The 24266-nt window shown below is 62.0% G+C and carries 21 protein-coding genes and 2 pseudogenes; 11 read left to right on the forward strand and 12 right to left on the reverse strand.

Annotated features, from left to right (window positions below):
- Positions 1–23: 23 nt before the first annotated feature.
- The 9 genes from queC to hmpA all read right to left on the reverse strand — a co-directional run bounded on the left by queC (position 24) and on the right by hmpA (position 9231).
- Positions 24–722: a 7-cyano-7-deazaguanine synthase QueC gene (gene queC, locus AC1RMG_RS16485; RefSeq protein ID WP_011063281.1), complete on the reverse strand. Its 699-nt coding sequence runs from the start codon at positions 720–722 to the stop codon at positions 24–26.
- 120 nt (positions 723–842) lie between these two features.
- Entirely contained in the window at positions 843–1397 is a 555-nt protein-coding gene (locus AC1RMG_RS16490) for a cytochrome b (RefSeq protein WP_019093706.1), read from the reverse strand.
- A 158-nt stretch (positions 1398–1555) separates the two neighbouring features.
- A complete protein-coding gene (cyoE, locus tag AC1RMG_RS16495) occupies positions 1556–2443 on the reverse strand; it encodes a heme o synthase (protein WP_011063283.1) in 888 nt (295 codons plus the stop codon).
- Positions 2444–2453: 10 nt separating this feature from the next.
- Positions 2454–2783, reverse strand: coding sequence for a cytochrome o ubiquinol oxidase subunit IV (gene cyoD / locus AC1RMG_RS16500; protein WP_011063284.1), 330 nt, complete (start codon positions 2781–2783; stop codon positions 2454–2456).
- Positions 2784–3410 carry a cytochrome o ubiquinol oxidase subunit III gene (locus AC1RMG_RS16505; RefSeq protein ID WP_011063285.1) on the reverse strand — a complete coding sequence of 209 codons (627 nt, stop codon included), beginning with the start codon at positions 3408–3410 and terminating at the stop codon, positions 2784–2786. It abuts the gene before it with no gap.
- A gap of 3 nt (positions 3411–3413) precedes the next feature.
- Complete coding sequence (gene cyoB, locus AC1RMG_RS16510; RefSeq protein WP_011063286.1) at positions 3414–5432, reverse strand: cytochrome o ubiquinol oxidase subunit I; 2019 nt, start codon at positions 5430–5432, stop codon at positions 3414–3416.
- Between the two features lie 3 nt (positions 5433–5435).
- Positions 5436–6380, reverse strand: coding sequence for a ubiquinol oxidase subunit II (gene cyoA, locus AC1RMG_RS16515; protein WP_011063287.1), 945 nt, complete (start codon positions 6378–6380; stop codon positions 5436–5438).
- Between the two features lie 796 nt (positions 6381–7176).
- Positions 7177–7686 (reverse strand): disulfide bond formation protein B, encoded by a 510-nt coding sequence (locus AC1RMG_RS16520; RefSeq protein WP_011063288.1) that lies wholly within the window; start codon positions 7684–7686, stop codon positions 7177–7179.
- A gap of 363 nt (positions 7687–8049) precedes the next feature.
- Positions 8050–9231: an NO-inducible flavohemoprotein gene (hmpA, locus tag AC1RMG_RS16525; protein ID WP_019093704.1), complete on the reverse strand. Its 1182-nt coding sequence runs from the start codon at positions 9229–9231 to the stop codon at positions 8050–8052.
- Between the two features lie 156 nt (positions 9232–9387).
- Here hmpA and norR point away from each other — a divergent pair, with 156 nt between their 5' ends.
- From norR to AC1RMG_RS16550, 5 genes are all read left to right on the forward strand, one after another.
- Positions 9388–10944: a nitric oxide reductase transcriptional regulator NorR gene (gene norR / locus AC1RMG_RS16530; protein ID WP_072450916.1), complete on the forward strand. Its 1557-nt coding sequence runs from the start codon at positions 9388–9390 to the stop codon at positions 10942–10944.
- 177 nt (positions 10945–11121) lie between these two features.
- The gene (locus AC1RMG_RS16535) at positions 11122–12024 is read left to right on the forward strand and encodes a chemotaxis protein (RefSeq protein WP_065365220.1); all 903 of its coding nucleotides are present in this window, start codon (positions 11122–11124) and stop codon (positions 12022–12024) included.
- Between the two features lie 3 nt (positions 12025–12027).
- The gene (locus AC1RMG_RS16540; protein WP_015636918.1) at positions 12028–12507 is read left to right on the forward strand and encodes a GNAT family N-acetyltransferase; all 480 of its coding nucleotides are present in this window, start codon (positions 12028–12030) and stop codon (positions 12505–12507) included.
- 97 nt (positions 12508–12604) lie between these two features.
- Positions 12605–12931: a hypothetical protein gene (locus tag AC1RMG_RS16545; RefSeq protein ID WP_123472942.1), complete on the forward strand. Its 327-nt coding sequence runs from the start codon at positions 12605–12607 to the stop codon at positions 12929–12931.
- A 91-nt stretch (positions 12932–13022) separates the two neighbouring features.
- Positions 13023–13772: a YkgJ family cysteine cluster protein gene (locus AC1RMG_RS16550; RefSeq protein ID WP_011063294.1), complete on the forward strand. Its 750-nt coding sequence runs from the start codon at positions 13023–13025 to the stop codon at positions 13770–13772.
- 31 nt (positions 13773–13803) lie between these two features.
- Here AC1RMG_RS16550 and AC1RMG_RS16555 read toward each other — a convergent pair.
- From AC1RMG_RS16555 to AC1RMG_RS16565, 3 genes and pseudogenes are all read right to left on the reverse strand, one after another.
- Positions 13804–14793: pseudogene (locus tag AC1RMG_RS16555) on the reverse strand (methyl-accepting chemotaxis protein); the annotation flags it as partial.
- Positions 14794–15105: 312 nt separating this feature from the next.
- Positions 15106–15387 (reverse strand): annotated as a pseudogene (locus tag AC1RMG_RS16560) (PAS domain-containing protein); the annotation flags it as partial.
- Positions 15388–15545: 158 nt separating this feature from the next.
- Positions 15546–15791: a hypothetical protein gene (locus tag AC1RMG_RS16565; RefSeq protein WP_123472943.1), complete on the reverse strand. Its 246-nt coding sequence runs from the start codon at positions 15789–15791 to the stop codon at positions 15546–15548.
- Positions 15792–16004: 213 nt separating this feature from the next.
- Here AC1RMG_RS16565 and AC1RMG_RS16570 point away from each other — a divergent pair, with 213 nt between their 5' ends.
- The 6 genes from AC1RMG_RS16570 to AC1RMG_RS16595 all read left to right on the forward strand — a co-directional run bounded on the left by AC1RMG_RS16570 (position 16005) and on the right by AC1RMG_RS16595 (position 24266).
- Positions 16005–17165, forward strand: coding sequence for an efflux RND transporter periplasmic adaptor subunit (locus AC1RMG_RS16570; protein ID WP_410036531.1), 1161 nt, complete (start codon positions 16005–16007; stop codon positions 17163–17165).
- Positions 17162–20257, forward strand: coding sequence for a multidrug efflux RND transporter permease subunit (locus tag AC1RMG_RS16575; RefSeq protein ID WP_072450917.1), 3096 nt, complete (start codon positions 17162–17164; stop codon positions 20255–20257). Before AC1RMG_RS16570 ends, AC1RMG_RS16575 begins: the two co-directional genes overlap by 4 nt.
- 8 nt (positions 20258–20265) lie before the next feature.
- Positions 20266–20943, forward strand: a complete 678-nt coding sequence (locus tag AC1RMG_RS16580; protein WP_011063299.1) for a heavy metal response regulator transcription factor — start codon at positions 20266–20268, stop codon at positions 20941–20943.
- Positions 20933–22297 (forward strand): heavy metal sensor histidine kinase, encoded by a 1365-nt coding sequence (locus AC1RMG_RS16585; protein WP_410036530.1) that lies wholly within the window; start codon positions 20933–20935, stop codon positions 22295–22297. Before AC1RMG_RS16580 ends, AC1RMG_RS16585 begins: the two co-directional genes overlap by 11 nt.
- A 228-nt stretch (positions 22298–22525) precedes the next feature.
- On the forward strand, positions 22526–22750 hold the full coding sequence (locus AC1RMG_RS16590; protein WP_011063301.1) for a hypothetical protein: 225 nt from the start codon (positions 22526–22528) through the stop codon (positions 22748–22750).
- Between the two features lie 190 nt (positions 22751–22940).
- Positions 22941–24266 (forward strand): OprD family porin, encoded by a 1326-nt coding sequence (locus tag AC1RMG_RS16595; protein ID WP_015636924.1) that lies wholly within the window; start codon positions 22941–22943, stop codon positions 24264–24266.

Genomic DNA, 24266 nt, shown 5'->3' on the forward strand with positions numbered 1-24266 from the left:
AGGGCAGCAAGCGGCTCAAATCCTCACTTCAGACCCATCTTGCTCTTCAGGCTATCCATGACTTGCGTCTTGTTCTCCAGATAAGCGTTCAAGCCTTTTGCCCGCAGATTGCAGGCGTCGCAGTTGGCGCAGCCACTGCCCATGATGCCGTTGTAGCAAGTCAGGGTTTGCTCGCGAACCAGCTCCAGTTGATTGTGGTAGTCCGCCAGAGCCCAGGTTTCTGCCTTGTTCAGCCACATCAGTGGAGTCTCGAGGCGCAACTTGTACTCCATGCCCAGTTCAAGGGCCTTGTTCAATGCCTTTACAAATTCATCGCGGCAATCGGGGTAACCCGAGAAATCGGTCTCGCACACTCCGGTAATCACGGTCTCCGCTTTTACCTGATAGGCGTAGATAGAGGCCAGGGTAAGGAACAGGATATTTCTTCCGGGTACAAAGGTGCTGGGCAAGCTCTCGCCTGAACTGTTCACCGTGGGCACCGGAATGTTGTCCCGAGTGAGGCTGCTGATCGCCAGTTCGTTGAGCAACGAAGCGTCCAGCACTTTGTGCACGGTCGCCCCCAACTGCTTGGATAGCCGCTGCGCGGTCTCGATTTCCGCGTGGTGCCGCTGGCCATAGTCGAACGTAATGCAGTGCACTTCGTCATAGAGCGGCAAGGCGTGGATCAGACAGGTTGTCGAATCCTGTCCGCCGCTGAACACGATAACCGCTGTTTTCTTCATCATTCTGCTTCCTGCATGAGTTGGGTCATTTGAATAGTTGGGCAGCCCACGCAAGGGCTCTCAATAAAATACCCCGCGCGTCTCTCGAAGGCGGGGCTTTTCCGTGTTCGGGTGCGCGGCTCACGCCGAGCGTGCACTGCCGGCCATGCGCCGCAGAATATGCCCCTGGCCCTTGATGCAGTGCAGGATCAGCGCCGCCACATGGCCGACGATCAGCACCAGCAGGGTCCAGCCCAGGAGGCTGTGGAAATTGTTGCCCAGCTCGGTCATCCACTGGATCTTTGGCCCGTCGAAGCCGTTCATTACCGGCAGACCGAAGGCGGAAAAGGCGCGACCCGAGCCGTACTGACGCAACAGGCCGAGAAACGGAATGGCAAACATTCCGGCATACAGCAGCCCATGCCCCAGGGTTGCTGCAAGGTTGAGGCTCGGCGGCCGGCGATGACGGTTCAACAGGCTCCAGACCACACGCACCAGCAGCAGGGCCATCAACAGCAGGCCGACTTGCTTGTGGGTCGGCCAGAGGAACTTGTCCAGGGCCGAATCGGCCAGCAGGTAATGCGCACTGGTGGTGCTGTAGATCCAGGCAAAGGCCAGGGCCATGGCCCAGTGCAGTCCGCGACTGATGACGCCATAGCGCGCCTTCGAGTCGTACAGTTCAATACGGTTTTCCATTGCATCCACTCAGGTTCTATCCACGAACGGCGCATTTTACCCGGCCAGGCCAGGCCTTCGGGCCGAAAAACTTTAAATGATGTGACCATCAACCCAGCGCAATGAAAAAAGCCCCGCGCTTCTTGCGAAGGCGGGGCTTTTCCTGTGGCCTGGACAGCTTAGTGTGCGTAGGTCAGCAGGAGCTCGGTCGGGGCCTTGAAATCCACCGACATCATCACGCTCAGCGCGGTGATGGTGAAGATCGAGAACACGAAGAGCTTGCGCGCCCACACGGTGTCATCCACTGCCTTGTAGCCGGTCCAGGCCATGTACAACCAGTACATGCCCATGGCCGCCGCTACCGCCAGGTAGCTCATGCCGGCGTAACCGCTGAAGGTCAGCATCAGGGTCGCCACCAGGAATGCCAGGATGTAGAGCAGGATGTGCTTCTTGGCCACGCGGATGCCACGCTTCACTGGCAGCACCGGAATCGATGCGGCCAGGTAATCGTTGAAGCGGAAGATCGCGATAGCGTAGGAATGCGGCATCTGCCACAGGCTGAACATCACCAGCAGGGTCAGCGCAGCCATGTCGAAGCTGTTGCTGACCGCGACATAGCCGATCACTGGCGGCATGGCCCCGGACAGACTGCCCACCAGCGTGCCGTGAACCGACTTGCGCTTGAGGTACAGGCTGTAGAAGCCGACGTAGATGACAAAGCCGATTACCGCGAACAACGCGGCCAACGGGTTGGCCACGTAGTACAGCAGGGCGACGCCGGCGACACCGAGGATAGAGGCGTAGACCAGTGCCACTTCCAGGGAAATCAGGCCCTGGACCAGCACGCGGTTCTTGGTGCGCTCCATCTTCAGGTCGATGTCACGGTCGATGCAGTTGTTGAACACGCAACCGGACGCTACCACCAGCGAGGTGCCGATCATGGCGGCCAGGAAAATGGCCAGATCGACATGCCCTTTCGAGGCCAGGAAGAACCCGCCTGCCACAGAAAGCACGTTACCGAAAATGATCCCCGGTTTGGTGATTTGGATAAAGTGCTTGAGCGACATCGGGTTTACCTCACTTCGCCATCATGACGGTGTGGATGCTGAACATGATCCACAACGACAGACCAACCAGCAGAACAATGACCAACGCGGCGAAGATGAACGCCACCACGTTGTTGCGCTGTGCTTCGGAACGGTCCAGGTGCAGGAAGTACACCAGGTGCACCAGCACCTGGATGACTGCGAACGCCAGGACGATCCACAGGGTCACGTCTTTGGGCAGCGATGGGTACATCACCAGGCCGAACGGGATCAGTGTCAGGATGACCGACAGGATGAAGCCGATGGCGTAGGACTTGACGCTGCCGTGACCGGCTTCGTCGTGGGAGTGTGTGTTGGCCATTTACATAGTCCCCATCAGGTAAACAACGGTGAATACGCAGATCCACACCACGTCCAGGAAGTGCCAGAACAGGCTCAGGCAGCTCAGACGGGTCTTGTTGGTCGCCGTCAGGCCGTTTTTCTGCACCTGGTACATCATGATCGCCATCCAGATCAGACCGCTGGTCACGTGCAGACCGTGGGTACCGACCAGGGTGAAGAACCCGGACAGGAAGCCGGAACGGCTAGGGCCATAGCCTTCGGAGATCAGCAGGTGGAACTCGTTGATCTCCATGCCGATGAAGCCCAGGCCAAACAGGAAGGTCATGGCCAGCCAGCCCAGTACCTGCTTCTTGTTGCCCCGGAAGAACGCCAGCATGGCGAAGCCGTAGGTGATCGAACTGAACAGCAGCAGGGCGGTTTCACCCAGTACGTATGGCAGTTCGAAGATGTCGTGGCCCGACGGGCCACCCGCTACGTTGTTAACCAGTACCGCGTATACCGCGAAGATCGACGCAAACAGAATGCAGTCGGTCATCAGGTAGAGCCAGAAACCGAATACGGTCATCTCGCCCGAGTCGTGGTGATGGTCATCGTGCCCATGGTCATCGACATGGGCGTGTCCAGCATTGGTCACTAAGTTCGACATGGATTAAGCCTGTTCCAACGAGGTTTCAACACGGGTAGCCGGGATCTTGTTCTCCGATACCAGACGCTTGTGCTGTTCGGCTTCGATGCGCTCGATCGTTTCGACCGGCACCATGTAGCCTTGATCATCACGGGCAGCGTGGATCGCGAAATAGATCACGGTGCCGGCCAGGCTTGCGATGGCCAGCCACCAGATGTGCCAGATCATGGCGAAACCGAACACGGTCAGCAGAGCACCCATGACCAGACCGGTAGCGGTGTTGTTGGGCATGTGGATCGGCTGGTAGCGGCCAGGCTGCGCGTAGGCAGTGCCGTTTTCCTTGGCTTCGGTGAACGGATCGATGCCTTCGGCTTTCGGCAGTACCGCGAAGTTGTAGAACGGAGGTGGCGACGAGGTCGACCATTCCAGGGTGTGGGCGTTCCAAGGGTCGCCGGATACACACATGTTCTGCTTGCGGTCACGCACGCTGACGTACAGCTGGATCAGCTGGCAGGCGATACCCACGGCGATCATCACCGCACCTACCATGGCGACGTACAGGTACGGCACCCACTCAGGGTTGGTGGTGGCGTTCAGACGACGGGTCATGCCCATGAAGCCCAGTGCATAGAGCGGCATGAACGCGACGAAGAAGCCGGAGATCCAGAACCAGAACGCAGCCTTGCCCCAACCTTCATGCAGCTTGAAGCCGAAGGCTTTCGGGAAGTAGAAGCTGAAGCCGGCGATGTAGCCGAATACCGCGCCGCCGATGATCACGTTGTGGAAGTGAGCGATCACGAACAGGCTGTTGTGCAGAACGAAGTCGGCACCCGGAATGGCCAGCAGTACGCCAGTCATGCCGCCGATGGCGAAGGTCACCATGAAGCCCAGGGTCCACAGAACCTGGCTGGTGATGCGCAGACGGCCGTGGTAGATGGTGAACAGCCAGTTGAACAGCTTCACCCCCGTCGGAATCGAGATCAGCATCGTCGCCAGGCCGAAGAAGGCGTTGACGCTGGCCCCCGAACCCATGGTGAAGAAGTGGTGCAGCCAAACCATGAAGCCCAGTACCGAGATCGCGCCGGAAGCGTAGATCATCGAATGGTGGCCGAACAGGCGCTTGCCGGAGAAGGTCGAGATCACTTCGGAGAAGATACCGAACGCCGGCAGGATCAGGATGTACACCTCGGGGTGACCCCAGGCCCAGAACAGGTTCACGTACATCATTGGATTGCCACCAAGTTCATTGGTGAAAATGTGGAAATCCATGTAACGGTCAAGCGTCAGCAGTGCCAGGGTAGCGGTGAGGATCGGGAACGAAGCCACGATCAGCACGTTGGCCCAGGTGCAGGTCCAGGTGAAGATCGGCATGTCCATCATCTTCATGCCCGGGGTACGCATTTTCAGCACGGTGGCCAGGAAGTTGACCCCCGTCAGCGTTGTCCCCAGCCCTGATAGCTGTAGCGCCCAGATGTAGTAGTCCACACCCACGCCCGGACTGTATTGCAGGCCCGACAGCGGCGGATAGGCAACCCAGCCGGTCTTGGCGAATTCGCCAACGCCCAGGGACAGGTTGATCAGCACCACGCCCGATACCAGCAGCCAGAAGCTCAGGGAGTTGAGGAACGGATAGGCCACGTCACGCGCGCCGATCTGCAGCGGCACGACAAGGTTCATCAGGCCGGTGAAGAATGGCATCGCCATGAAGATGATCATGATCACACCGTGAGCGGTGAAGATCTGGTCATAGTGTTCAGGTGGCAGGTAGCCAGGCGAACCCTCGGTGGCCATGGCCAGCTGGGTACGCATCATGATGGCGTCGGCAAAACCACGCAGCAGCATGACCATGGCGACGATGATGTACATCACACCGATTTTCTTGTGGTCGACGGACGTCAGCCACTCGGTCCACAGATAGGTCCACTTCTTGAAGTAGGTGATTGCCGCGAACAGCGCCACGCCACCGAGCAGAATCATGGCAACGGTGACCATGACAATCGGCTCGTGGAACGGAATCGCTTCCAGACTTAATTTACCAAACATCGTTTACTCCTCTGCCCCGGCAGCTGAATGCGAACTCACGTCCATCCCTTCCGTTGCGGCCACTTCCTTTTCTTTCTTCTCGTGCTTGAGCGGCTTACCCGGTTTCATGCCTTCATACTTGTCGATGACGGTCTGGAACAGGTTTGGCGCGTAGGCGGAGTAGAGCTCTACAGGATTGTTCTGGCTTGGCTTGGAAAGAGCTTCGTATTCAGCGGTGTCCAGCTGTTTAGGTGCCTTCTTGACTTCGTTTACCCAGGCGTCGAAATCTTCCTGACTGGTAGCGATTGCTTTGAACTTCATGCCGGTGAAACCCGCGCCGCTGTAGTTGGCGGAGATACCTTCAAGTTCGGTGTTCTGGTTGGCAATCAGGTGCAGCTTGGTGGTCATGCCCGCCATCGCGTAGATCTGGCCGCCCAGGCCCGGGATGAAGAACGAGTTCATCACGGTGTCGGAGGTCACGCGGAAGTTCACCGGGGTATGGGCCGGGAAAACGATCTTGTTGACGGTGGCGATCCCTTGGTCGGGATAGATGAACAGCCACTTCCAGTCCATGGCGACCACTTCGATGGTCACTGGCTTGACGTCGGAATCCAGCGGACGGTACGGGTCCAGGGCGTGGGTCGACTTGTAGGTGACATAACCCAGGGCAATGATGATGAGCACCGGAACCAGCCACACCGCGATCTCGATCTTGGTGGAGTGGGACCACTTCGGCGCGTAGGTCGCGTCCTTGTTGGAGGCGCGGTATTTCCAGGCGAAGGCGAAGGTCATGATGATGACCGGCACAACCACCAGCAGCATCAGGATGGTTGCCGTGATGATCAGGTTTCGTTCATCCAGACCGACCTGACCCTTGGGATCGAGCAAGGTCCACTTGCAGCCTCCCAGCATTAACATGCCGAGCAGCGGCAATAAGCCTAGTAATCTGGGGTACCTGTTTTTACTCATCTCACGACCTCTAAAGCAGCTTGCGCAATGCAGTTGGGTTTTGATCGCCAACACTTCACCCTGCCAAGGGTTGGCATTTTTCTTCAATTGAATAAGGGCCTGCCCGTTGCGTTAAGCGCTCAACGACACATCCCGGGCTAGCAGTGGTTCTTATTCGATCTCGTGGTCAAAGGCCTTGTTACAGACCAATTCCATTTGGTGCGGAAGTTTGGAAGGCGCCGACACCCGCAGTCGCATGGAGCGCTCTATCCGCCCCTCGACCGTCCTCGTGTGCTCAGGGTTGAGCAGCGTCGGAAATTCAGTGCGGGCGATTGTAGATATGTCGCGTTTTATAAACCATGTCTTATCCCGAAATAATTTTTATCCCATGGCGCAACAATCCCTCATGATTGTTGCGAAGGATCGCAATCATAGCGATTTTCATTTGCAACAAAAAGCCCCAAAAAGGACCTGAAACACCCCCCTTCCAGGACTCTCGATCCCCCCTGAGGGCCGCCTTCCATCAGGCTTCACCCCTTGTAAAACGGGCGCTGTGAAGATTTGTATCGATAGCAGGCTATGGTTCTCGGCCGACAGGCTCGCGTACACAAACTGACAGGCTCTCATTGAACCAGCGCGCCAGAATGCAGTCTGTTGCAGCGACTCAACCGCCCCTCTGCGACCGCGGCACTGTGACAACATGTCGCACTTTTGCCGCACCTGCGCTTGCCGCAAATCACGGACTTTTCAGGTGCCGAATGAACGGCACAAAAAAGCCCCGGCCCTCCCATGGGGAGCCGGGGCTTTTACGGGCGAATCAGTAGGTTTTCTTGCGATTGCGCACCACACCCAGAGGCACCAGGATCACCGTCAGCACGAACGCCACCAGCGCCCACTGGGCCAGGGACAGACCCAGGATCGGCGGGTACGGCGTGGAGCAGAAACCGTCCACCTGAAAGCCCAGGGGGAAGATCTTGGCCAACGGCAGGCTGTCGACAATCGGCTGCAGTACATCGATGCCACAGCTCACCGAGGGGTAGAACTGGGTGTACACATGGTGCCCCGCCACGCCCGCGCCGGCGAGGGCGCAGATGACGACCAGGGTTTCCATGACCGTGACCCCACGTCGCGAACTCATGGCCGCGCCGATGAAGGCAAACAGTGCAATCAGCAGCAAGGCATAACGCTGCAGGATGCACAGCGGGCACGGCGCCTCGCCCAGCACCACCTGCATGTACAGGGCTCCGCCGATCAGTGCCAGGCAGATAATCCCCAGCAGCACCAGGAAACGCCGCTCGCGTCCCAAACCCAGTCTGTCGTCACTCATCCCTATTCCTTTTTCTGTTGTGTTCAGCCTGCCCCCGAGACCCGAGGCGGCAGACCGAGATTGTCTTCGATGAACCCGTCGATCGCGTGCAGGCCAATGCTCGCAGAGGCACACCCGGCTGCCGGGAAGTCTACACGTTGAACATGACCTTTGAATGCAGGGACGTACAGCGCCACTGCAACGCGGCTTCGGGCGCTTTGCCAGTTGCGGACAATAGCGACAAGCAGGTTAAGAGTGGATTAACCGCCATACCAAATACGCCGAGAATAAAGGCGGTTTCGGGAAAATCAGCGAATACCGGAGCAACATGAAACGAAGGGGAGAGAGAAAAGGCCGGCGCCCGAGGGGAGCCGGCCGGGGTGGTTATTCCAGGGCCGCTGCCGGACCGAAGAACTCATAGCGGCTCTGCTGCTCGGGAATGCCCAGGGCCTGCAGGTGGCGCTTGATCGCGGCCATGAAGCCCTTGGGCCCGAGGAAGTAGGCGTCCAGGTCGCGTTGCTCCGGCAGCCACTCGGCCAGTTGCTCGCGGGTCAGCATGCCCAGCTTGTCCGCCGCCGGGCTGACACCGTCATCCTCGGCGTAGCAATAGAAGCGCTTGAGCTGTGGATACCGTTGGGCCAGTTCATCGACCCAGTTGCGAAAGGCATGCACCTGGCCATTGCGGGCGCAGTGGATGAAATGCACCGGACGCTCGGTGGCCAGCGCCGCCTCCAGCATCGGCAGGGTTGGAGTGATGCCCACCCCGCCGCTGATCAGTACCAGCGGTTTGTCGCTGGCCGCCAGGGTGAACTCCCCCGCAGGAGGGAACAGCATGACGCTGGTGCCCACCGGGCATTGGTCATGCAGGTAGTTGGAGGCCACGCCGCCGGTTTCGCGCTTGACGCTGATGCGGTACTGGCCCTGGTTGGAAAGTGCCGAGAGGGAGTAGTTACGACGGATTTCCTCGCCCCCTATAAAGAGCTGCAAACCGATGTACTGCCCCGGTTCAGCGGCGAGGATCGGCCCCTGGTCCAGCGGTTCGAAATAAAAGGAGGTGATTTCCGCGCTTTCTTCCACCTTCTGCACCAGCCGGAACTCACGGGCACCGCGCCAGCCGCCGGGCGCCTGGGCTTTCTCGTCGTAGATCGCCGCCTCGGCGCCGATCAGGATATCCGCCAGCTGGTTATAGGCGGCGGCCCAGGCATCGATCACTTCCTGGGTGGCGATCTCGCTGCCCAGCACTTCGGAAATGGCCCGCAGCAGGCAACTGCCGACGATGGGGTAGTGTTCCGGAAGGATCTGCAAGGCGACGTGCTTGTTGATGATCTTGGCCACCAGGTCCCCCAACTGGTCCAGTTGGTCGATGTGCCGGGCATACATCAGAACACCATTGGCCAAGGCCCGGGGCTGATCGCCGCTGGCCTGATGCGCCTGGTTGAACAGTGGCCGCACTTGCGGGTACTCGGAGAGCATCATCCGGTAGAAGTGGGTAATCAGGGCTTCGCCGCCGCTTTCGAGCAGGGGCACAGTGGCTTTGATAATGGCACGATCTTGAACGCTTAGCATAAGGACAACTCCTGGACTTTATGACTGCTTGCAGGTTTCCTATGCCTAATCAGTTTTCGTGCCAAAAATAAATACGTTAAATATCAACAATTTAAAATAAATATAGTCATAAAGACACTCTGTCTTTTATAGTCATTAAGACACCACGGAGTCATTATGACTGCAAAATCTCTGCTCACCGCCCTGCTTCCCCTGGTCACCGACCTGTCCCGCGAGCTGCCCGAAGGCGAGCGCTATCGCCGCCTGCTGGAAGCTCTGCGCGCCCTGCTGCCCTGCGATGCCACCGCACTGCTGCGTCTGGATGGCGAGTGGCTGGTGCCCCTGGCGGTCAACGGCTTGAGCACCGACACCCTGGGCCGCCGTTTCAAGGTCAGCGAGCATCCGCGCTTCGCCGCCCTGCTCGGCAGCCCGGGCCCGACCCGCTTTGCCAGCGACAGCGACTTGCCCGACCCCTACGACGGGCTGGTGGAAGGGCTCGATGATCACCTGGAAGTGCATGACTGCATGGGCTGCCCGCTGTTCGTCGACGAGCGCCCCTGGGGCCTGCTGACCCTCGATGCCCTGGACCCGCAGCGCTTCGAACCCATCGAGCTGGATGCCCTGCAAGCCTTCGCCAGCCTCGCCGCCGCAACGGTCAGCGCCGCCCAGCGCATCGAACGCCTGGCCCAGCGCGCCGAAAACGAGCACCAGCGGGCCGAGGTCTATCGCCAGGCCAGTGGGCAGAACCGCGAGATGATCGGCCAGAGCAAGGCCCACAAACGCTTGCTGGAGGAAATCAAGCTGGTGGGCGGCAGCGACCTGACGGTGCTGATCACCGGAGAAACCGGCGTCGGCAAGGAACTGGTCGCCCAGGCTATCCACGCGGCTTCGCCCCGGGCCGAGCAGCCGATCATAAGCCTCAACTGCGCGGCCCTGCCCGACACCCTGGTGGAGAGCGAGCTGTTCGGCCACGTGCGCGGCGCCTTCACCGGGGCCACCCAGGATCGCCGGGGAAAATTCGAACTGGCCAATGGCGGCACGCTGTTTCTCGATGAAGTGGGCGAGTTGTCGCTGACAGTACAGGCCAAACTGCTGCGGGTGCTGCAAAGCGGCCAACTGCAACGCCTGGGGTCGGACCAGGAGCATCGGGTCGACGTGCGCCTGATTGCCGCCACCAACCGCGATCTGGCGGAAGAAGTGCGCAACGGCCGCTATCGTGCCGACTTCTACCACCGTCTCAGCGTCTACCCCCTACGGGTGCCGGCACTGCGCGAGCGCGGCCGCGATGTGCTGCTGCTCAGTGGCTACTTCCTGGAACAGAACCGCTCGCGCATGGGCCTGGGCAGCCTGCGCCTGAGCGCTGAGGCGCAACAGGCGCTGCTGGCCTACCACTGGCCGGGCAACGTTCGCGAGCTGGAGCACTTGATCGGGCGCAGCGCTCTGAAAGCGCTGGGCAACCACCCCGAGCGACCGAAGATCCTCAGCCTGGATGCCGGCGATCTGGACCTGCCCCGGGCCAGCGAAAGAACCAGCGCCCCCGTCGAGCCTGCTGGTGCAACCCAGGCCATGCCTGCCGTAGCCGGCGACCTGCGCCAGGCCACCGACCACTACCAGCGCCAACTGATCAGCAGTTGCCTGGAGCGGCACCAGCACAACTGGGCCAGCGCCGCCCGTGAGCTAGGCTTGGACAGGGCCAACCTGAGCCGCCTGGCCAAGCGCCTGGGCCTGCGGTAAACGCCAGCGCCGACAAAGCGCCCCGCCCCTCTGCAGGAGCCGGCTTGCCGGCCAGGGTCGCGCCGCCGACGGAAAGCGGGAACACCGCTAAAGCCAGCCCTGAACACGTCGATAACCCGTTATCAATGGTTGTCCGTGGCCCGTGCCACGAGCCAATTTTCTCCAGAGAAGGTTTTTATGTCCTCCAACAAAGCCCGCGCAGATTCGCTATCGCTTCTGCTGTTTACCTTGCGCAGCGGCAAGCTGATGGCAATCAACCTGCTTAAAGTCAGTGAGATCATTCCCTGCCCGCCGCTGACCAAGCTGCCCGAATCCCACCCCCACGTGAAAGGCATCGCCACCCTGCGGGGCAACTCGCTGTCGGTGATCGACCTCAGCCGGGCCATCGGCGAGCGGCCCCTGGCCGACCCCGACAGCGGCTGCCTGATCGTCACTGACGTCAGCCGCTCCAAACAGGGCCTGCACGTGCAGGCCGTGAGCAAGATCGTGCATTGCCTGACCACCGATATCCGTCCACCGCCCTTCGGTTCCGGCGGCCTCAAGTCCTACATCACCGGGGTGACCCAAGTGGACGGCACCCTGGTGCAGGTACTGGATATCGAGAAAGTGATCCATGGCATCGCCCCGGCCCAGATCGAGATGGCGCCCACCGAGCTGAGCATGGAAGACGCCGAAGCCCTGGGCAACGCGCGGATCCTGGTGGTGGACGACAGCCAGGTGGCACTGCAGCAATCGGTACACACCTTGCGCAACCTCGGCCTGCAATGCCACACCGCCCGCAGCGCCAAGGAAGCCATCGACTGCCTGCTGGAACTGCAAGGCACGGCCAACGAGATCAACCTGATCGTCTCGGACATCGAGATGTCGGAGATGGACGGCTACGCCCTGACCCGCACCCTGCGGGAAACCCCGGACTTCGCCCATCTCTACGTGCTGCTGCACACCTCCCTGGACAGCGCCATGAACAGCGAGAAAGCCCGTGTGGCCGGTGCCAACGCCGTGCTCACCAAGTTTTCCTCGCCAGAACTGACCCGCTGCCTGATCGACGCAGCCAAGACCATTGCCACCCAGGGCGCCTGAAGCATGAGCCAGATCCACTGTTTGTTGATGCGCCGCGATCTCACTGCCCCTTTGGCAGCGCCGCAGTGGCCTGCCGGCATCACTGTGCACAACTACAGCCCCGAGCATGCGCAGGCTGTGCATCAGTTGATGCATCTGGGCTACCAGGACGGTGGCGGCGACGTCCCGGTGCTGGACAGCTGGCGCCAGGCCTTCGAGAGCGATGCCGAATACGACCCCGAACTGTGCCTGGTGGCCCGGGATGCCGAAGGTGTGATCGGCGTCGCCCAGTGCTGGACCAGCGCCTACATCAAGGACCTGGTGGTACACCCCCGAGCGCGCGGCCAGGGCCTGGGGCGCGCCTTGCTGCAGCAAGCCTTCATCCTGTTCGCCGAACGCCGGGAAGGCTGCGTCGATCTGCGGGTACTGGAAGGCAACCTGGGGGCCCGGCGCCTCTACGAAAGCGTCGGCATGTACATCGTGCGTCACGAAACCCTCGACTGATCCGCCGGTCACTATCCTGTAGCTGCCGCCGAAGGCTGCGAACGGCCGGATCAGCCCCGGCGATCCCAAAGCCCCTGCGCCCCAAGGAGCCGCCCCCATGAACGCCAAGACTCTGTGCCTGCTCTGCCTGGCCACCCTCACCGGCCAGGCCAGCGCCTCCAGCGACGATGCCTGGGCCGCCCTGGAGCAGGCCATCCGAATCAGCTGTACCCAGGCCAGCGGCCTGCAAAACCCCAAACCCGTGGGAACCATCGCGCAATTTCCCGACCAGGTCGGCGTCAGCGCCCTGTTGCTGCAAGGCCGCTACCCGCAGAAACACATGCGCGCCCAATCGGGCATCGAACTGTGCCTGTACAACAGGCAGACCGGCCAGGCTGCGGTCAGCGAGTGGGACTCGATCCGGCCGGCCCTCAAGGCCCGGTGAATGGCGCATAACTTGCTTCGGCATAGCCCCGGGTAGCGTCCATGACGGTTTTCCCACCTGACCCCTGCTGATCCACAAGGCGCTTCGTGCAATGAACACTCAGTTTTCCTGCGTCGGCTGCGGCAAATGCTGCAACGATCACCACGTGCCCCTGACCCTGCTGGAAGCCCGCGACTGGGCGGCCGACGGCGGCCAGGTGATCATTCTGGTGGAAGCCTTCCTCGGCAATGGCCTGGGGCTGCCGATGCAGCAGCGCGAGCACGCCGAACGCCGTTCCTGCCGGGTCCGCAGTGGCGCCACCGAAGCCTATGTGGCGATCACCTTCGCCGCCTACAACGTCGGCCCCTGCCGGAATCTTGACGAAGACCAGCTGTGCCGCATCTACCAGCGCCGGCCACTGGTGTGCCGCATCTACCCCATGGAAATCAATCCGCACATTCCCCTCAACCCGCAGGCCAAGGAATGCCCGCCGGAATCCTGGGAACAGGGCCCGCAACTGATTCTGGGGAATGAACTGGTGGATCAGGAGCTGGCCGAGCTGATCCGCCGCTCGCGCCAGGCCGACCGTGACGACATCCACACCAAGGAAGCCATTTGCGCCTTGCTGGGCATTCGCACCACAGCGCTCAAGGGCGACGGTTTCACCGCTTACCTGCCGGACATGGGCGCCCTGGCTAACGCCATCGACCAGGTCCAGGCTGCACCACCCGGAGCACCGGGCCAGCCCTGGCGCTTTCACCTGTCCGGAGACGATATCGCCGGTCAGGTCCAGGCCGCCGGTGCCCAGGTGGTCAGTGAAACGCCTCTGGACTACGCCTTCATTTCCCTGCGCGCCGCCTGAGCCGCGGACAATGGCGGGTCGGCGAACAGCCCTAGCCGCGCTTGTGCCAGAACTCCAGGGCCAGTTGCCGCAAGTCCCCCGCCAGCCCGGCCACGTCGCCTGAGTTGACGTGGCTGAGCTGGCCGGCACTGACGGTCGCCTCACAGGCATTGCGAATGCCGATGATGTTGCGGTTGATGTCCTCGCTGACTGCGCTCTGCTCTTCCACCGCTGCGGCAATCTGCAAGCTCATCTCGGTAATCTGGTTGACCCGCTGGCTGATGCCGTCCAGGGCCACCGCCGCGCGCTTGGCCTGGTCGACACTGCTCTCCAGGTGCTGGCTGCTGTGCTGCATGGCCTCCACCGCATTGCGCGCGCCCATTTGCAGGGTGCTGATCATGCGCTGGATCTCGTTGGTGGAATCCTGGGTACGCTGGGCCAGCCCGCGCACTTCATCGGCGACCACGGCAAAACCCCGGCCCTGCTCCCCGGCCCGCGCCGCCTCGATTGCCGCATTCAGGGCCAGCAGGTTGGTCTGCTCGGCGATGCTGCGGATCACCTCCAGCACCCCGGAAATGTCGGTGCTATGGCTTTCCAGTTGATGGATGACCTCGGTGGCCCGCTCCAGCTCGCTGGCCAGGCGCAGCACCGCACTGCGGCTTTCGCCCACCAGCAGGTGGCCCTCACGGGTTTCGCTTTCCGCCTGGTCTGCCGCCACCGAGGCCTGCTGGGCATGGGTGGCGACCTCGGCGACGCTGGCCGCCATCTGGTGAATGGCCGCCGCCACCTGATCGGTTTCCGCCTGCTGTTCCAGGGTGCTGTTGTGGCTGCTGTGCAGATGCTCCACCAGTTCCGCGGCATGCCCCTCCAGGCGCTGGGACGCATCGCCGATGCGCCCCACTACCGCGCCCACCTGGGCTTCGAGCATCTGCAGGGCGAACTCGATGCGCCCAAACTCGTCGGTACGGCCGGTGTAGATGCCCTGGCTCAAGGGGTTGTCACCGATCTGCCGGGCGCGCTCGGCCAATCGATCCAGTGGCCGCGCTTGCACGCCGACCGCCGTCAGGCTCAGGCACCACCCCATGGCCATCACGGCCCCCTGGACCATCCAGGATTCGGGCAGCAGCCACACTGAAACGCCGTAGCTGCCGATGAAGCCGGCGCTGATGGAGGCCCAGAGACGCAACCGCAGGCTGATCACCGGCAACAGGCTCCACCACGAGGGGCCGGCACCGTTGAGCTGGGCATAGGCCCGCTCCGCCGCCTCGATCTGACGGACGCTGGGTTTGGTGCGCACCGACTGGTATTCCACCGCCTGGCCATCGCGGGTCACGGGCGTGACATAAGCACTGACCCAATAGTGATCGCCGTTCTTGCAACGGTTCTTCACCATGCCCATCCACGAACGGCCGCGCTTGAGGGTGCGCCACATGTGGGCGAAGGCCGCGGAGGGCATGTCCGGGTGGCGCAACAGGTTATGCGGCGAGCCCAGCAACTCCTCACGGCTGTAGCCACTGATCTTGATGAAATCAGGGTTGGCGTAGGTGATCGCGCTAGTCAGATCAGTGGTCGAAAGGATATTCGCATCAGGGGCAAAGTCCACGTTTCGCCCAGTAACCGGAAGGTTGATCTTCATGGATAGCGCGCTCGTATGTGTTGGGTGGAGTCGGCAGGGCTGCTGACTCTAAGCGCACTGATGCCACAAATACTGATCCAGCTCAGGTTTAAAGCAATTAGCCATCATTGCGATTAAAAAAGCGCAAATCGGGATTTTTTCTGCGAATGTCGGCGATATCAGCGTTTGCCCATGGAGCGACGAGTGCCGGGAGGCGCTGCGCCGGGGGTCTTGGTGTGTCCGTTGCTGGCACCATTTTTGTACCAGGGCTGCTGGGCATTCTTGGCAGGAGCAAACTCGGAAGGCTTGAAGGGAAACTTGAACGCCGGGATCGCCGCTGTGCTCGGGGTGTCGGTAGCGGTTGCTTCAGCGGCCGGGTCGACGTTCAGGGCGTCATCCGCAGCGGGTTGTGCAGGGGAAGTCATGGAAACTCCAGGAGAGAAAGGAAATCCGCGCCGGGGTGCAGGCCGCAGTGGGCGCCAGTATACCTGTGCGCCAGCCATCTTTGATCGGGGCCCACCGGGAGTTTTCTGACAGCGCTGACAGCTGGCCGTCACGGTGCTGACCGGGTTGTCGGGCTATAACTGTGCCCAGATCATGGCCATCCTTCCGACATCATTGCCCGGCGCTCTCTCCCCATGCCCATTGCCAAGAAAACAGTCGTGACCGCAGCGGTACTCGTGGTGCTCATCGCCGGCCTCGCGTGGTTCCTGAACAAGCCCGCCACCGCCAGGCTGGCCGCGCCCACGGCCATTCCGGTACGGGTGGTCAGCGTGCACCAGCAGGATGTACCGCGTTACACCAGCGGCATCGGCACGGTGCTGTCGCTGCACAGCGTGGTGATTCGCCCACAGGTGGATGGCATCCTGACCCGGCTGCTGGTCAAGGAGGGGCAACTGGTCAAGACCGGCGACCTGCTGGCGACCATCGATGATCGTTCGATACGCGCCAACCTCGATCAGGCCCGGGCCCAGCTGGCGCAGAACCAGGCCCAGTTGCAGGTGGCCCAGATCAACCTCAAGCGCTACAAGCTGCTGTCGGTGGATGACGGCATCTCGAAGCAGACCTATGACCAGCAAGTGGCCCTGGTCAATCAGCTCAACGCCACGGCCCAGGGTAACCAGGCTGCCATTGATGCCGCTCAAGTACAGCTTTCCTACACTCAGATCCGCTCTCCCGTCAGCGGCCGGGTGGGGATTCGTACCGTTGATGAAGGCAACTTCCTGCGCATGAGCGATACCCAGGGCCTGTTCTCGGTAACCCAGATCGACCCGATTGCCGTGGAGTTTTCCCTGCCCCAGCAAATGCTGCCAACCCTGCAGCAACTGATCCGCGCCCAGGACCCGGCGGCGGTCAAGGCCTTCCTCGGCGCTGACAGCAACAGCGCCGGGGCCCTGCTGGGCAACGGCCACCTGACCCTGATCGACAATCAGATCAACGCCGGGACCGGCACCATCCGCGCCAAGGCGGAGTTCAGCAACGCCCAGCAGCAGCTGTGGCCCGGGCAACTGGTGACGGTGAAAATCCAGACCGCCCTGGACCAGAACGCCCTCACCGTACCGCCGACAGTGGTCCAGCGCGGCCTGGACCAGCACTTCGTGTACCGGGTCAAGGGCCAGCAGGTGGAAGTCGTGCCGGTGCAGGTGGTGTATCAGGACAGCGGGTTGAACATCATCTCCGGGGTCCAGGCTGGCGATGTGCTGGTCAGTGACGGCCAGTCGCGGCTCAAGCCCGGCTCCCAGGTCCAGGTACTGAGCGATCCACCCCAGGTGGTACAGGCGACGGAGCCCCAGCCATGAAGGGCCATGGCTCGGTGTCCGCCTGGTGCGTCGACCATCCGGTTGCCACCGTCCTGCTGACCTTCGCCCTGGTACTGTTGGGCGCCATTGCCTTCCCGCGCCTGCCGGTGGCTCCGCTGCCAGAGGCCGAGTTCCCGACCATCCAGGTGTCCGCCGCCCTGCCCGGTGCCAGCCCGGACACCATGGCCTCTTCCGTGGCCACGCCCCTGGAGGTGCAATTCAGCGCCATTCCCGGCATGACCCAGATGACCTCCAGCAGCGCCCTGGGCTCGTCCTTGCTGACCCTGCAATTCACCTTGAACAAAAGCATCGACACCGCCGCCCAGGAAGTGCAGGCGGCGATCAACACCGCCGCTGGCAAGTTGCCCAAGGACATGCCCACCCTGCCCACCTGGAAGAAGGTCAACCCGGCGGACAGCCCGGTGCTGATCCTCAGCATCAGTTCGACGCAGATGCCCGGCACCGAGCTCAGTGACTACGCGGAAACCCTGCTGGCCCGACAGATCAGCCAGATCGACGGGGTCGGCCAGATCAACATCACCGGCCAGCAGCGCCCGGCGATCCGGGTCCAGGCTTCGGCGGACAAACTGGCGGCCATCGGCCTGACCCTGGCCGACATCCGCCTGGCGATCCAGCAGACCAGCCTCAACCTGGCCAAGGGTGCACTGTACGGCGAGTCGAGCATCTCCACCCTGTCCACCAACGACCAGTTGTTCCACCCCGAGGAATACGGCCAGTTGATCGTTTCCTACAAGGACGGTGCCCCCGTGCACCTGCAGGATGTGGCGCGGGTAGTCAACGGTTCGGAAGATGCCTACGTCCAGGCCTGGTCCGGCGACCAACCGGGGGTCAACCTGGTGATCTCGCGCCAGCCCGGCGCCAATATCGTCGAGACCGTGGACCGCATCCAGGCTGCCCTGCCAGGCCTGGAGGCCATGCTCCCGGCCTCGGTGCAGGTCAAGGTGCTGGTGGACCGGACCCAGACCATCCGCGCCTCATTGCACGAAGTGGAGATCACCCTGCTGATCGCCGTGCTGCTGGTGGTGGCAGTGATGGCGCTGTTCCTGCGCCAGTGGTCCGCGACCCTGATCGTCTCCGCGGTGCTGGGCGTATCCCTGACCGCCAGTTTCGCCTTGATGTACGTGCTGGGCTTCAGCCTGAACAACCTGACCCTGGTGGCCATTGTCGTGGCCGTGGGCTTTGTGGTGGATGACGCCATCGTCGTGGTGGAGAACATCCACCGCCACCTGGAAGCCGGCGACGGCATGCGCGAGGCGGCAATCAAGGGCGCCGGCGAGATCGGCTTCACCGTGGTCTCCATCAGCTTCTCCCTGGTGGCGGCGTTCATTCCCCTGCTGTTCATGGGCGGCGTGGTGGGCCGGCTGTTCAAGGAGTTCGCCCTGACCGCCACTTCCACCATCATGATTTCGGTGGTGGTCTCGCTGACCCTGGCCCCCACCCTGGCGGCCCTGTTCATGCGCGCGCCGGTGCACCCGGCCCATGCCAAGCCGGGCTTCGGCGAGCGCCTGCTGGCGGTCTACGAGCGCGGCCTGCGCAAGGCTCTGGCCCACCAGAAACTGATGCTGGGGATCTTCGGCCTGACCCTGAGCATGGCCATTGCCGGCTATATCCTGATCCCCAAGGGCTTCTTCCCCGTGCAGGACACCGGCTTCGTGCTCGGTACTACCGAGGCTGCGGCGGACATTTCCTACCCGGACATGGTGAAAAAGCACCAGGCGCTGGCCGAGATCGTCGCCGCCGACCCGGCAGTGCAGGCCTTCTCCCACTCCGTGGGGGTCTCGGGCAGCAACCAGACCATCGCCAACGGCCGCTTCTGGATTTCCCTCAAGAACCGTGGCGACCGGGACGTGTCTGCCAGTGCCTTCATCGACCGCATCCGCCCGCAACTGATGAAGGTGCCCGGCATTGTCCTGTACCTGCGGGCCGGCCAGGACATCAACCTCAGCTCTGGTCCCAGCCGCGCCCAGTACCAGTACGTACTGAAAAGCAACGACGGCCCGACCCTGAGCACCTGGACCCAGCGCCTGACGGAAAAGCTGCGCAGCAACCCGGCCTTCCGCGACATCTCCAACGACCTGCAACTGGGCGGCAGCATCACCCACATCCATATCGATCGCACGGCTGCCGCGCGTTTCGGCCTGACCGCCAGCGATGTCGACGAGGCACTGTACGACGCCTTCGGCCAGCGCCAGATCAACGAGTTCCAGACCGAGATCAACCAGTACAACGTGATCCTTGAACTCGACACCCAGCAACGGGGCAAGGCCGAGAGCCTCAACTACTTCTACCTGCGCTCGCCGCTGACCGGAGAAATGGTCCCGCTCTCTGCCCTGGCGCGCTTCGATGCGCCCACCATCGGCCCGCTGTCGATTGCCCACGACGGCATGTTCCCGGCGGCCAACCTGTCCTTCAACCTGGCCCCCGGCGTGGCCCTGGGCGATGCGGTCATCCTGCTCAACCAGGCCAAGAGCGAGATCGGCATGCCAACGGCCATCAGCGGCAATTTCCAGGGCGCGGCCCAGGCCTTCCAGAGCTCGCTGGCCAGCCAGCCGTACCTGATCCTGGCGGCGCTGGTGGCGGTGTACATCATTCTCGGGGTGCTGTACGAAAGCTTCGTGCATCCCTTGACCATCATTTCCACCCTGCCCTCGGCCGGGCTGGGCGCCTTGCTGATGCTCTGGCTGTGCGGCCAGGACTTTTCCATCATGGCGCTGATCGGCCTGGTGCTGCTGATCGGCATCGTCAAGAAGAACGGCATCCTGATGATCGACTTTGCCCTGGAAGCCCAGCGCCACGGCGGCCTGCCTCCCGAGGAGGCGATCTACCAGGCCTGCATCACCCGCTTCCGGCCGATCATCATGACCACCCTGGCCGCCCTGCTCGGTGCCCTGCCGCTGATGCTCGGCTACGGCGCTGGCGCCGAACTGCGCCAGCCCCTGGGGATTGCCGTGGTGGGCGGCCTGCTGGTCAGCCAGGCCCTGACGCTGTTCACCACGCCGGTCATATACTTGTGGCTTGAGCGGCTGTTCCACCGGCCCCAGCCGGCCCTGTTGCCGGCCACCACTACCTGAGGCGGGTCATGCGCGTTCTGATTATCGAAGACGAAGAAAAAACGGCCGATTACCTGCACCGCGGGTTGACCGAGCAAGGCTACACCGTCGACCTGGCCCGGGACGGCGTCGAAGGCCTGCACATGGCTCTGGAGGGCGACTATGCCGTGATAGTGCTGGATGTGATGCTGCCCGGCCTGGATGGCTTTGGCGTATTGCGAGCACTGCGTGCGCGCAAGCAGACCCCGGTGATCATGCTCACCGCCCGCGAACGCGTGGAAGACCGCATCAAGGGCCTGCGCGATGGCGCCGACGACTACCTGGGCAAGCCCTTCTCCTTCCTTGAACTGGTGGCCCGCCTGCAGGCCCTGACCCGTCGCAGCGGTGGGCATGAGCCGGTGCAGATCAGCATCGCCGACCTGTGGATCGACCTGATCAGCCGCAAGGCCAGCCGTGCCGGCAGCCGCCTGGACCTGACCGCCAAGGAGTTTTCCCTGCTCAGCGTACTGGCCCGGCGCCAGGGCGAGATCCTGTCCAAGACCGCCATCGCTGAAATGGTCTGGGACATCAATTTCGACAGCGACGCGAATGTCGTCGAAGTGGCGATCAAGCGCCTGCGGGCCAAACTCGACGGCCCCTTCGAACAGAAACTGCTGCACACCATCCGTGGCATGGGCTATGTGCTGGAGAGCCGCGGTGCCGAGTAACTCCATCGCCCTGCGCCTGAGCGGGCTGTTCACTCTGGTGGCGCTGCTGATCTTCCTGCTGATTGGCGGGGCCCTCTACCAGCAGGTGGACAAGGGCCTGGGGCTGCTCCCGGAAGCCGAACTGGATGCGCGCTACAGCGTGCTGGAGTCGGCCCTGACCCGCTACGGCAACCCCGAGCACTGGGCCAAGATCAACGCCAAGCTCAAGCTGCTGAGCGAGGAAGACAAGCGCATCCGCTTCTGGGCCATCAGCGGCGACCCCGGCTATGAATACGGCAGCCCCGACGCGCAGATCCGCGAATTCGCCCAAGGCCCCCTGGGCATGCGTGACCTGAACCTGAACGATCACCCCTATCCGCTGAAAGTCCTGGTCAGCCAGTTGCCGGCCAAGGAACAGCGCCCGGCCCTGCGCTTTCTGATCGCCATCGACACCGACACCTTCCACCAGACCCAGCATCAGTTGCTGATGGCCCTGATCGGCCTGGCCATTGTCGGCGTGCTGCTGGCCTCGGCCCTGGGCTACTGGGTGGCGCGGATCGGCCTCAAGCCGCTGATCAAGCTCTCCCAGGAAGCCCAGCGCCTGGCACCGCCACGACTGTCCGGGCGCCTGCAATTGTCGCCACTGCCGCCGGAACTGAAGCAGTTCGTCAATTCCTTCAACTCCACGTTGGAACGGGTCGAACACGCCTACTCGCGCCTGGAGTCGTTCAACGCCGATGTGGCCCACGAACTGCGCTCGCCCCTGACCAACCTGATCGGCCAGACCCAGGTCGCCCTGACCCGGGGGCGCTCGGCGGAGCATTACTTCGAGGTACTGCAATCGAACCTCGAAGAGCTGGAGCGGCTGCGTTCGATCATCAACGACATGCTGTTCCTGGCCAGTGCCGACCAGGGCAGCAAGGCCACCAAGCTCACCACCAGTTCCCTGGCGGCGGAAGTGGCAACGACCCTGGACTACCTGGACTTCATCCTCGAAGACGCCCAGGTCAGGGTCGAGGTCCAGGGCGATGCCCAGGTGCGGATCGAGGTTGCCCACCTGCGCCGGGCCCTGATCAACCTGCTGAGCAACGCGGTGCAGCACACCGCAGCCGGGGAAGTGATCCAGGTGCGGATCGAGATCCAGGAACACCAGGTGGCGATCGCCGTCAGCAACCCGGGGCAGGACATTGCCAGTGAACACCTGCCACGGCTGTTCGAGCGCTTCTACCGGGTGGATGCCTCGCGCAGCAACAGCGGTGCCAATCACGGCCTGGGGCTGGCCATCGTCAAGGCCATCGCCCTGATGCATGGCGGTGATGTGTTCGTGCGCAGTGACCGGGGCATCAATACCTTCGGCCTGTACCTGCCTCTCTGACTCGGGATTCTCGGATTCTCGGATTCTCGGATTCTGTAGGAGCCGGCTTGCCGGCGAAGGCGTCAACACATCCGGCGCAAGGCGATAGGGCGCGTTCGCTGGCAAGCCAGCTCCTACTATTGTTTTTTTTGTAACAGTCCTTATCCTGTTCGGCTCTTTTTCCAACAGCCACGTGGTTATATTTTTGTCGCACCGAATTGAACTTGCTCTGCAAGAAGGTCTTCAGAAATGTCCAACAGTATGGGTATCGCCAGCGCGTTCGTTTTGTCTTCCCTGTTCGTGGCACCAATGGCCATGGCCGAAGAATCCCAGGGATTCGTGGCAAGAAATGCCGCACGCGCCGCCGCTTTCGAACAAGCCCAGATCGCCCAGGCAGCCCAGCAGCAAAACACTCAGCAAGCCCAGAAGATCACTGCCGAGCAAAGCAAGAGCGACACTCAGAAAGACAGTTGATCCTAGCTTCCGACTTGTTTCCCTCGACAACTTCTCTGCTTTCAACCCGGGAGTAAGTTGTCTTAAAGCCGCTGAGTTCAGCGGCTTTTTTTTGCCGTATAGAAACCCTCGGCACACTCGTCATACCCAGAACAAGAAACACCCGAATTCACAATAAGAAGCCATTGTCGTTCACCAAAGGAGCTAAACGTTGTTCAAGACCTCACTGAAGATCAGCCCCCTGTTCATTGCAATCGCCGCAACGATCCCGACACTCGGGCAAGCCGCCGAAGAAACCAAGACCGAGGGTTTTGTCGAGGGTTCGAGCCTCAAGCTCAACGCCCGCAACTACTACATGAACCGCAACCGCCTGCAGCAGAACAAAGACAACATCGAATGGGGCCAGGGTTTTCTCGGCGTCTTCGAGTCGGGCTACACCCAGGGCACCGTGGGTTTCGGCCTTGATGCCAACGCCATGCTCGGCCTCAAGCTGGACGGTGGTGGCGGCACCACCAAGTCAAGCATCCTGCCTATCAGCGACGATGGCCGGCACAAGGCGCCCGGCTCGTTCTCCACCGCCGGCGCCACCTTGAAAATGCGGGCCTTCGATACCGAGCTCAAGGCTGGCGACCTGTTCCTCAACAACCCGGTGATCGCCGGCGGCATGAGCCGCATGCTGCCCCAGACCTTCCGCGGCGTGAGCCTGACCAACCACAGCTTCGACGGCTGGTTGATCGAGGGCGGCCAGGCCAGCTTCACCAAGCCGTACAACCAGAGTGGACACAAACGCATCGGTACTTCCTACGGCAGCCTGCGCGAGGGCGACGAGAGCCTGCACCTGAACTGGGCCGGCGTGGCCTGGAGCGGCGTGCCAGGGCTGACCAGCAGCCTCTACGCGTCCGAACTCAAGGACATCTGGAACCAGTACTACTACGACCTGGACTACACCTACGCGGTCAACGAACTGGTCAGCCTCAACCCGGGCCTGCACTTCTATCACACTCAGGACACCGGCCAGGCGCTGCTGGGCAACATCGACAACAACACCTACAGCCTGCACTTCACCGTCGGCGTGGGTAACCACAGCGTCACCGCGGCCTATCAGCGGGTCAACGGCAACACACCGTTCGACTACATCGCCCAGGGCGACAGCATCTACCTGGACAACTCCCAGCAGTATTCGGACTTCAACGGCCCCAACGAGCGTTCGTGGAAGCTCAAGTACGCCTATGACTTTGCCGGTCTCGGCCTGCCGGGCCTGACTTCGGCGCTCTCCTACTCGCGCGGCGAGCTGGACCTGACCAAGGTCGATCCGGCCAGCCGCGGCTATGCCAGCTGGTACAGCGCCGACGGCAAGAACGCCAAGCACTGGGAGCGCGACCTGGACCTCAAGTACGTGGTGCAGGGCGGCAGCGCCAAGGACCTCGCCGTACGCCTGCAGTGGGCCACCAACCGTGGCGGCAACGGCTACGGCGCGCTGGACAACGACACCGACGAATACCGGGTGATCGTCGACTACCCGATCAACGTCTTCTAA

The organism is Pseudomonas sp. GW822-FHT04H02, from assembly GCF_058800645.1.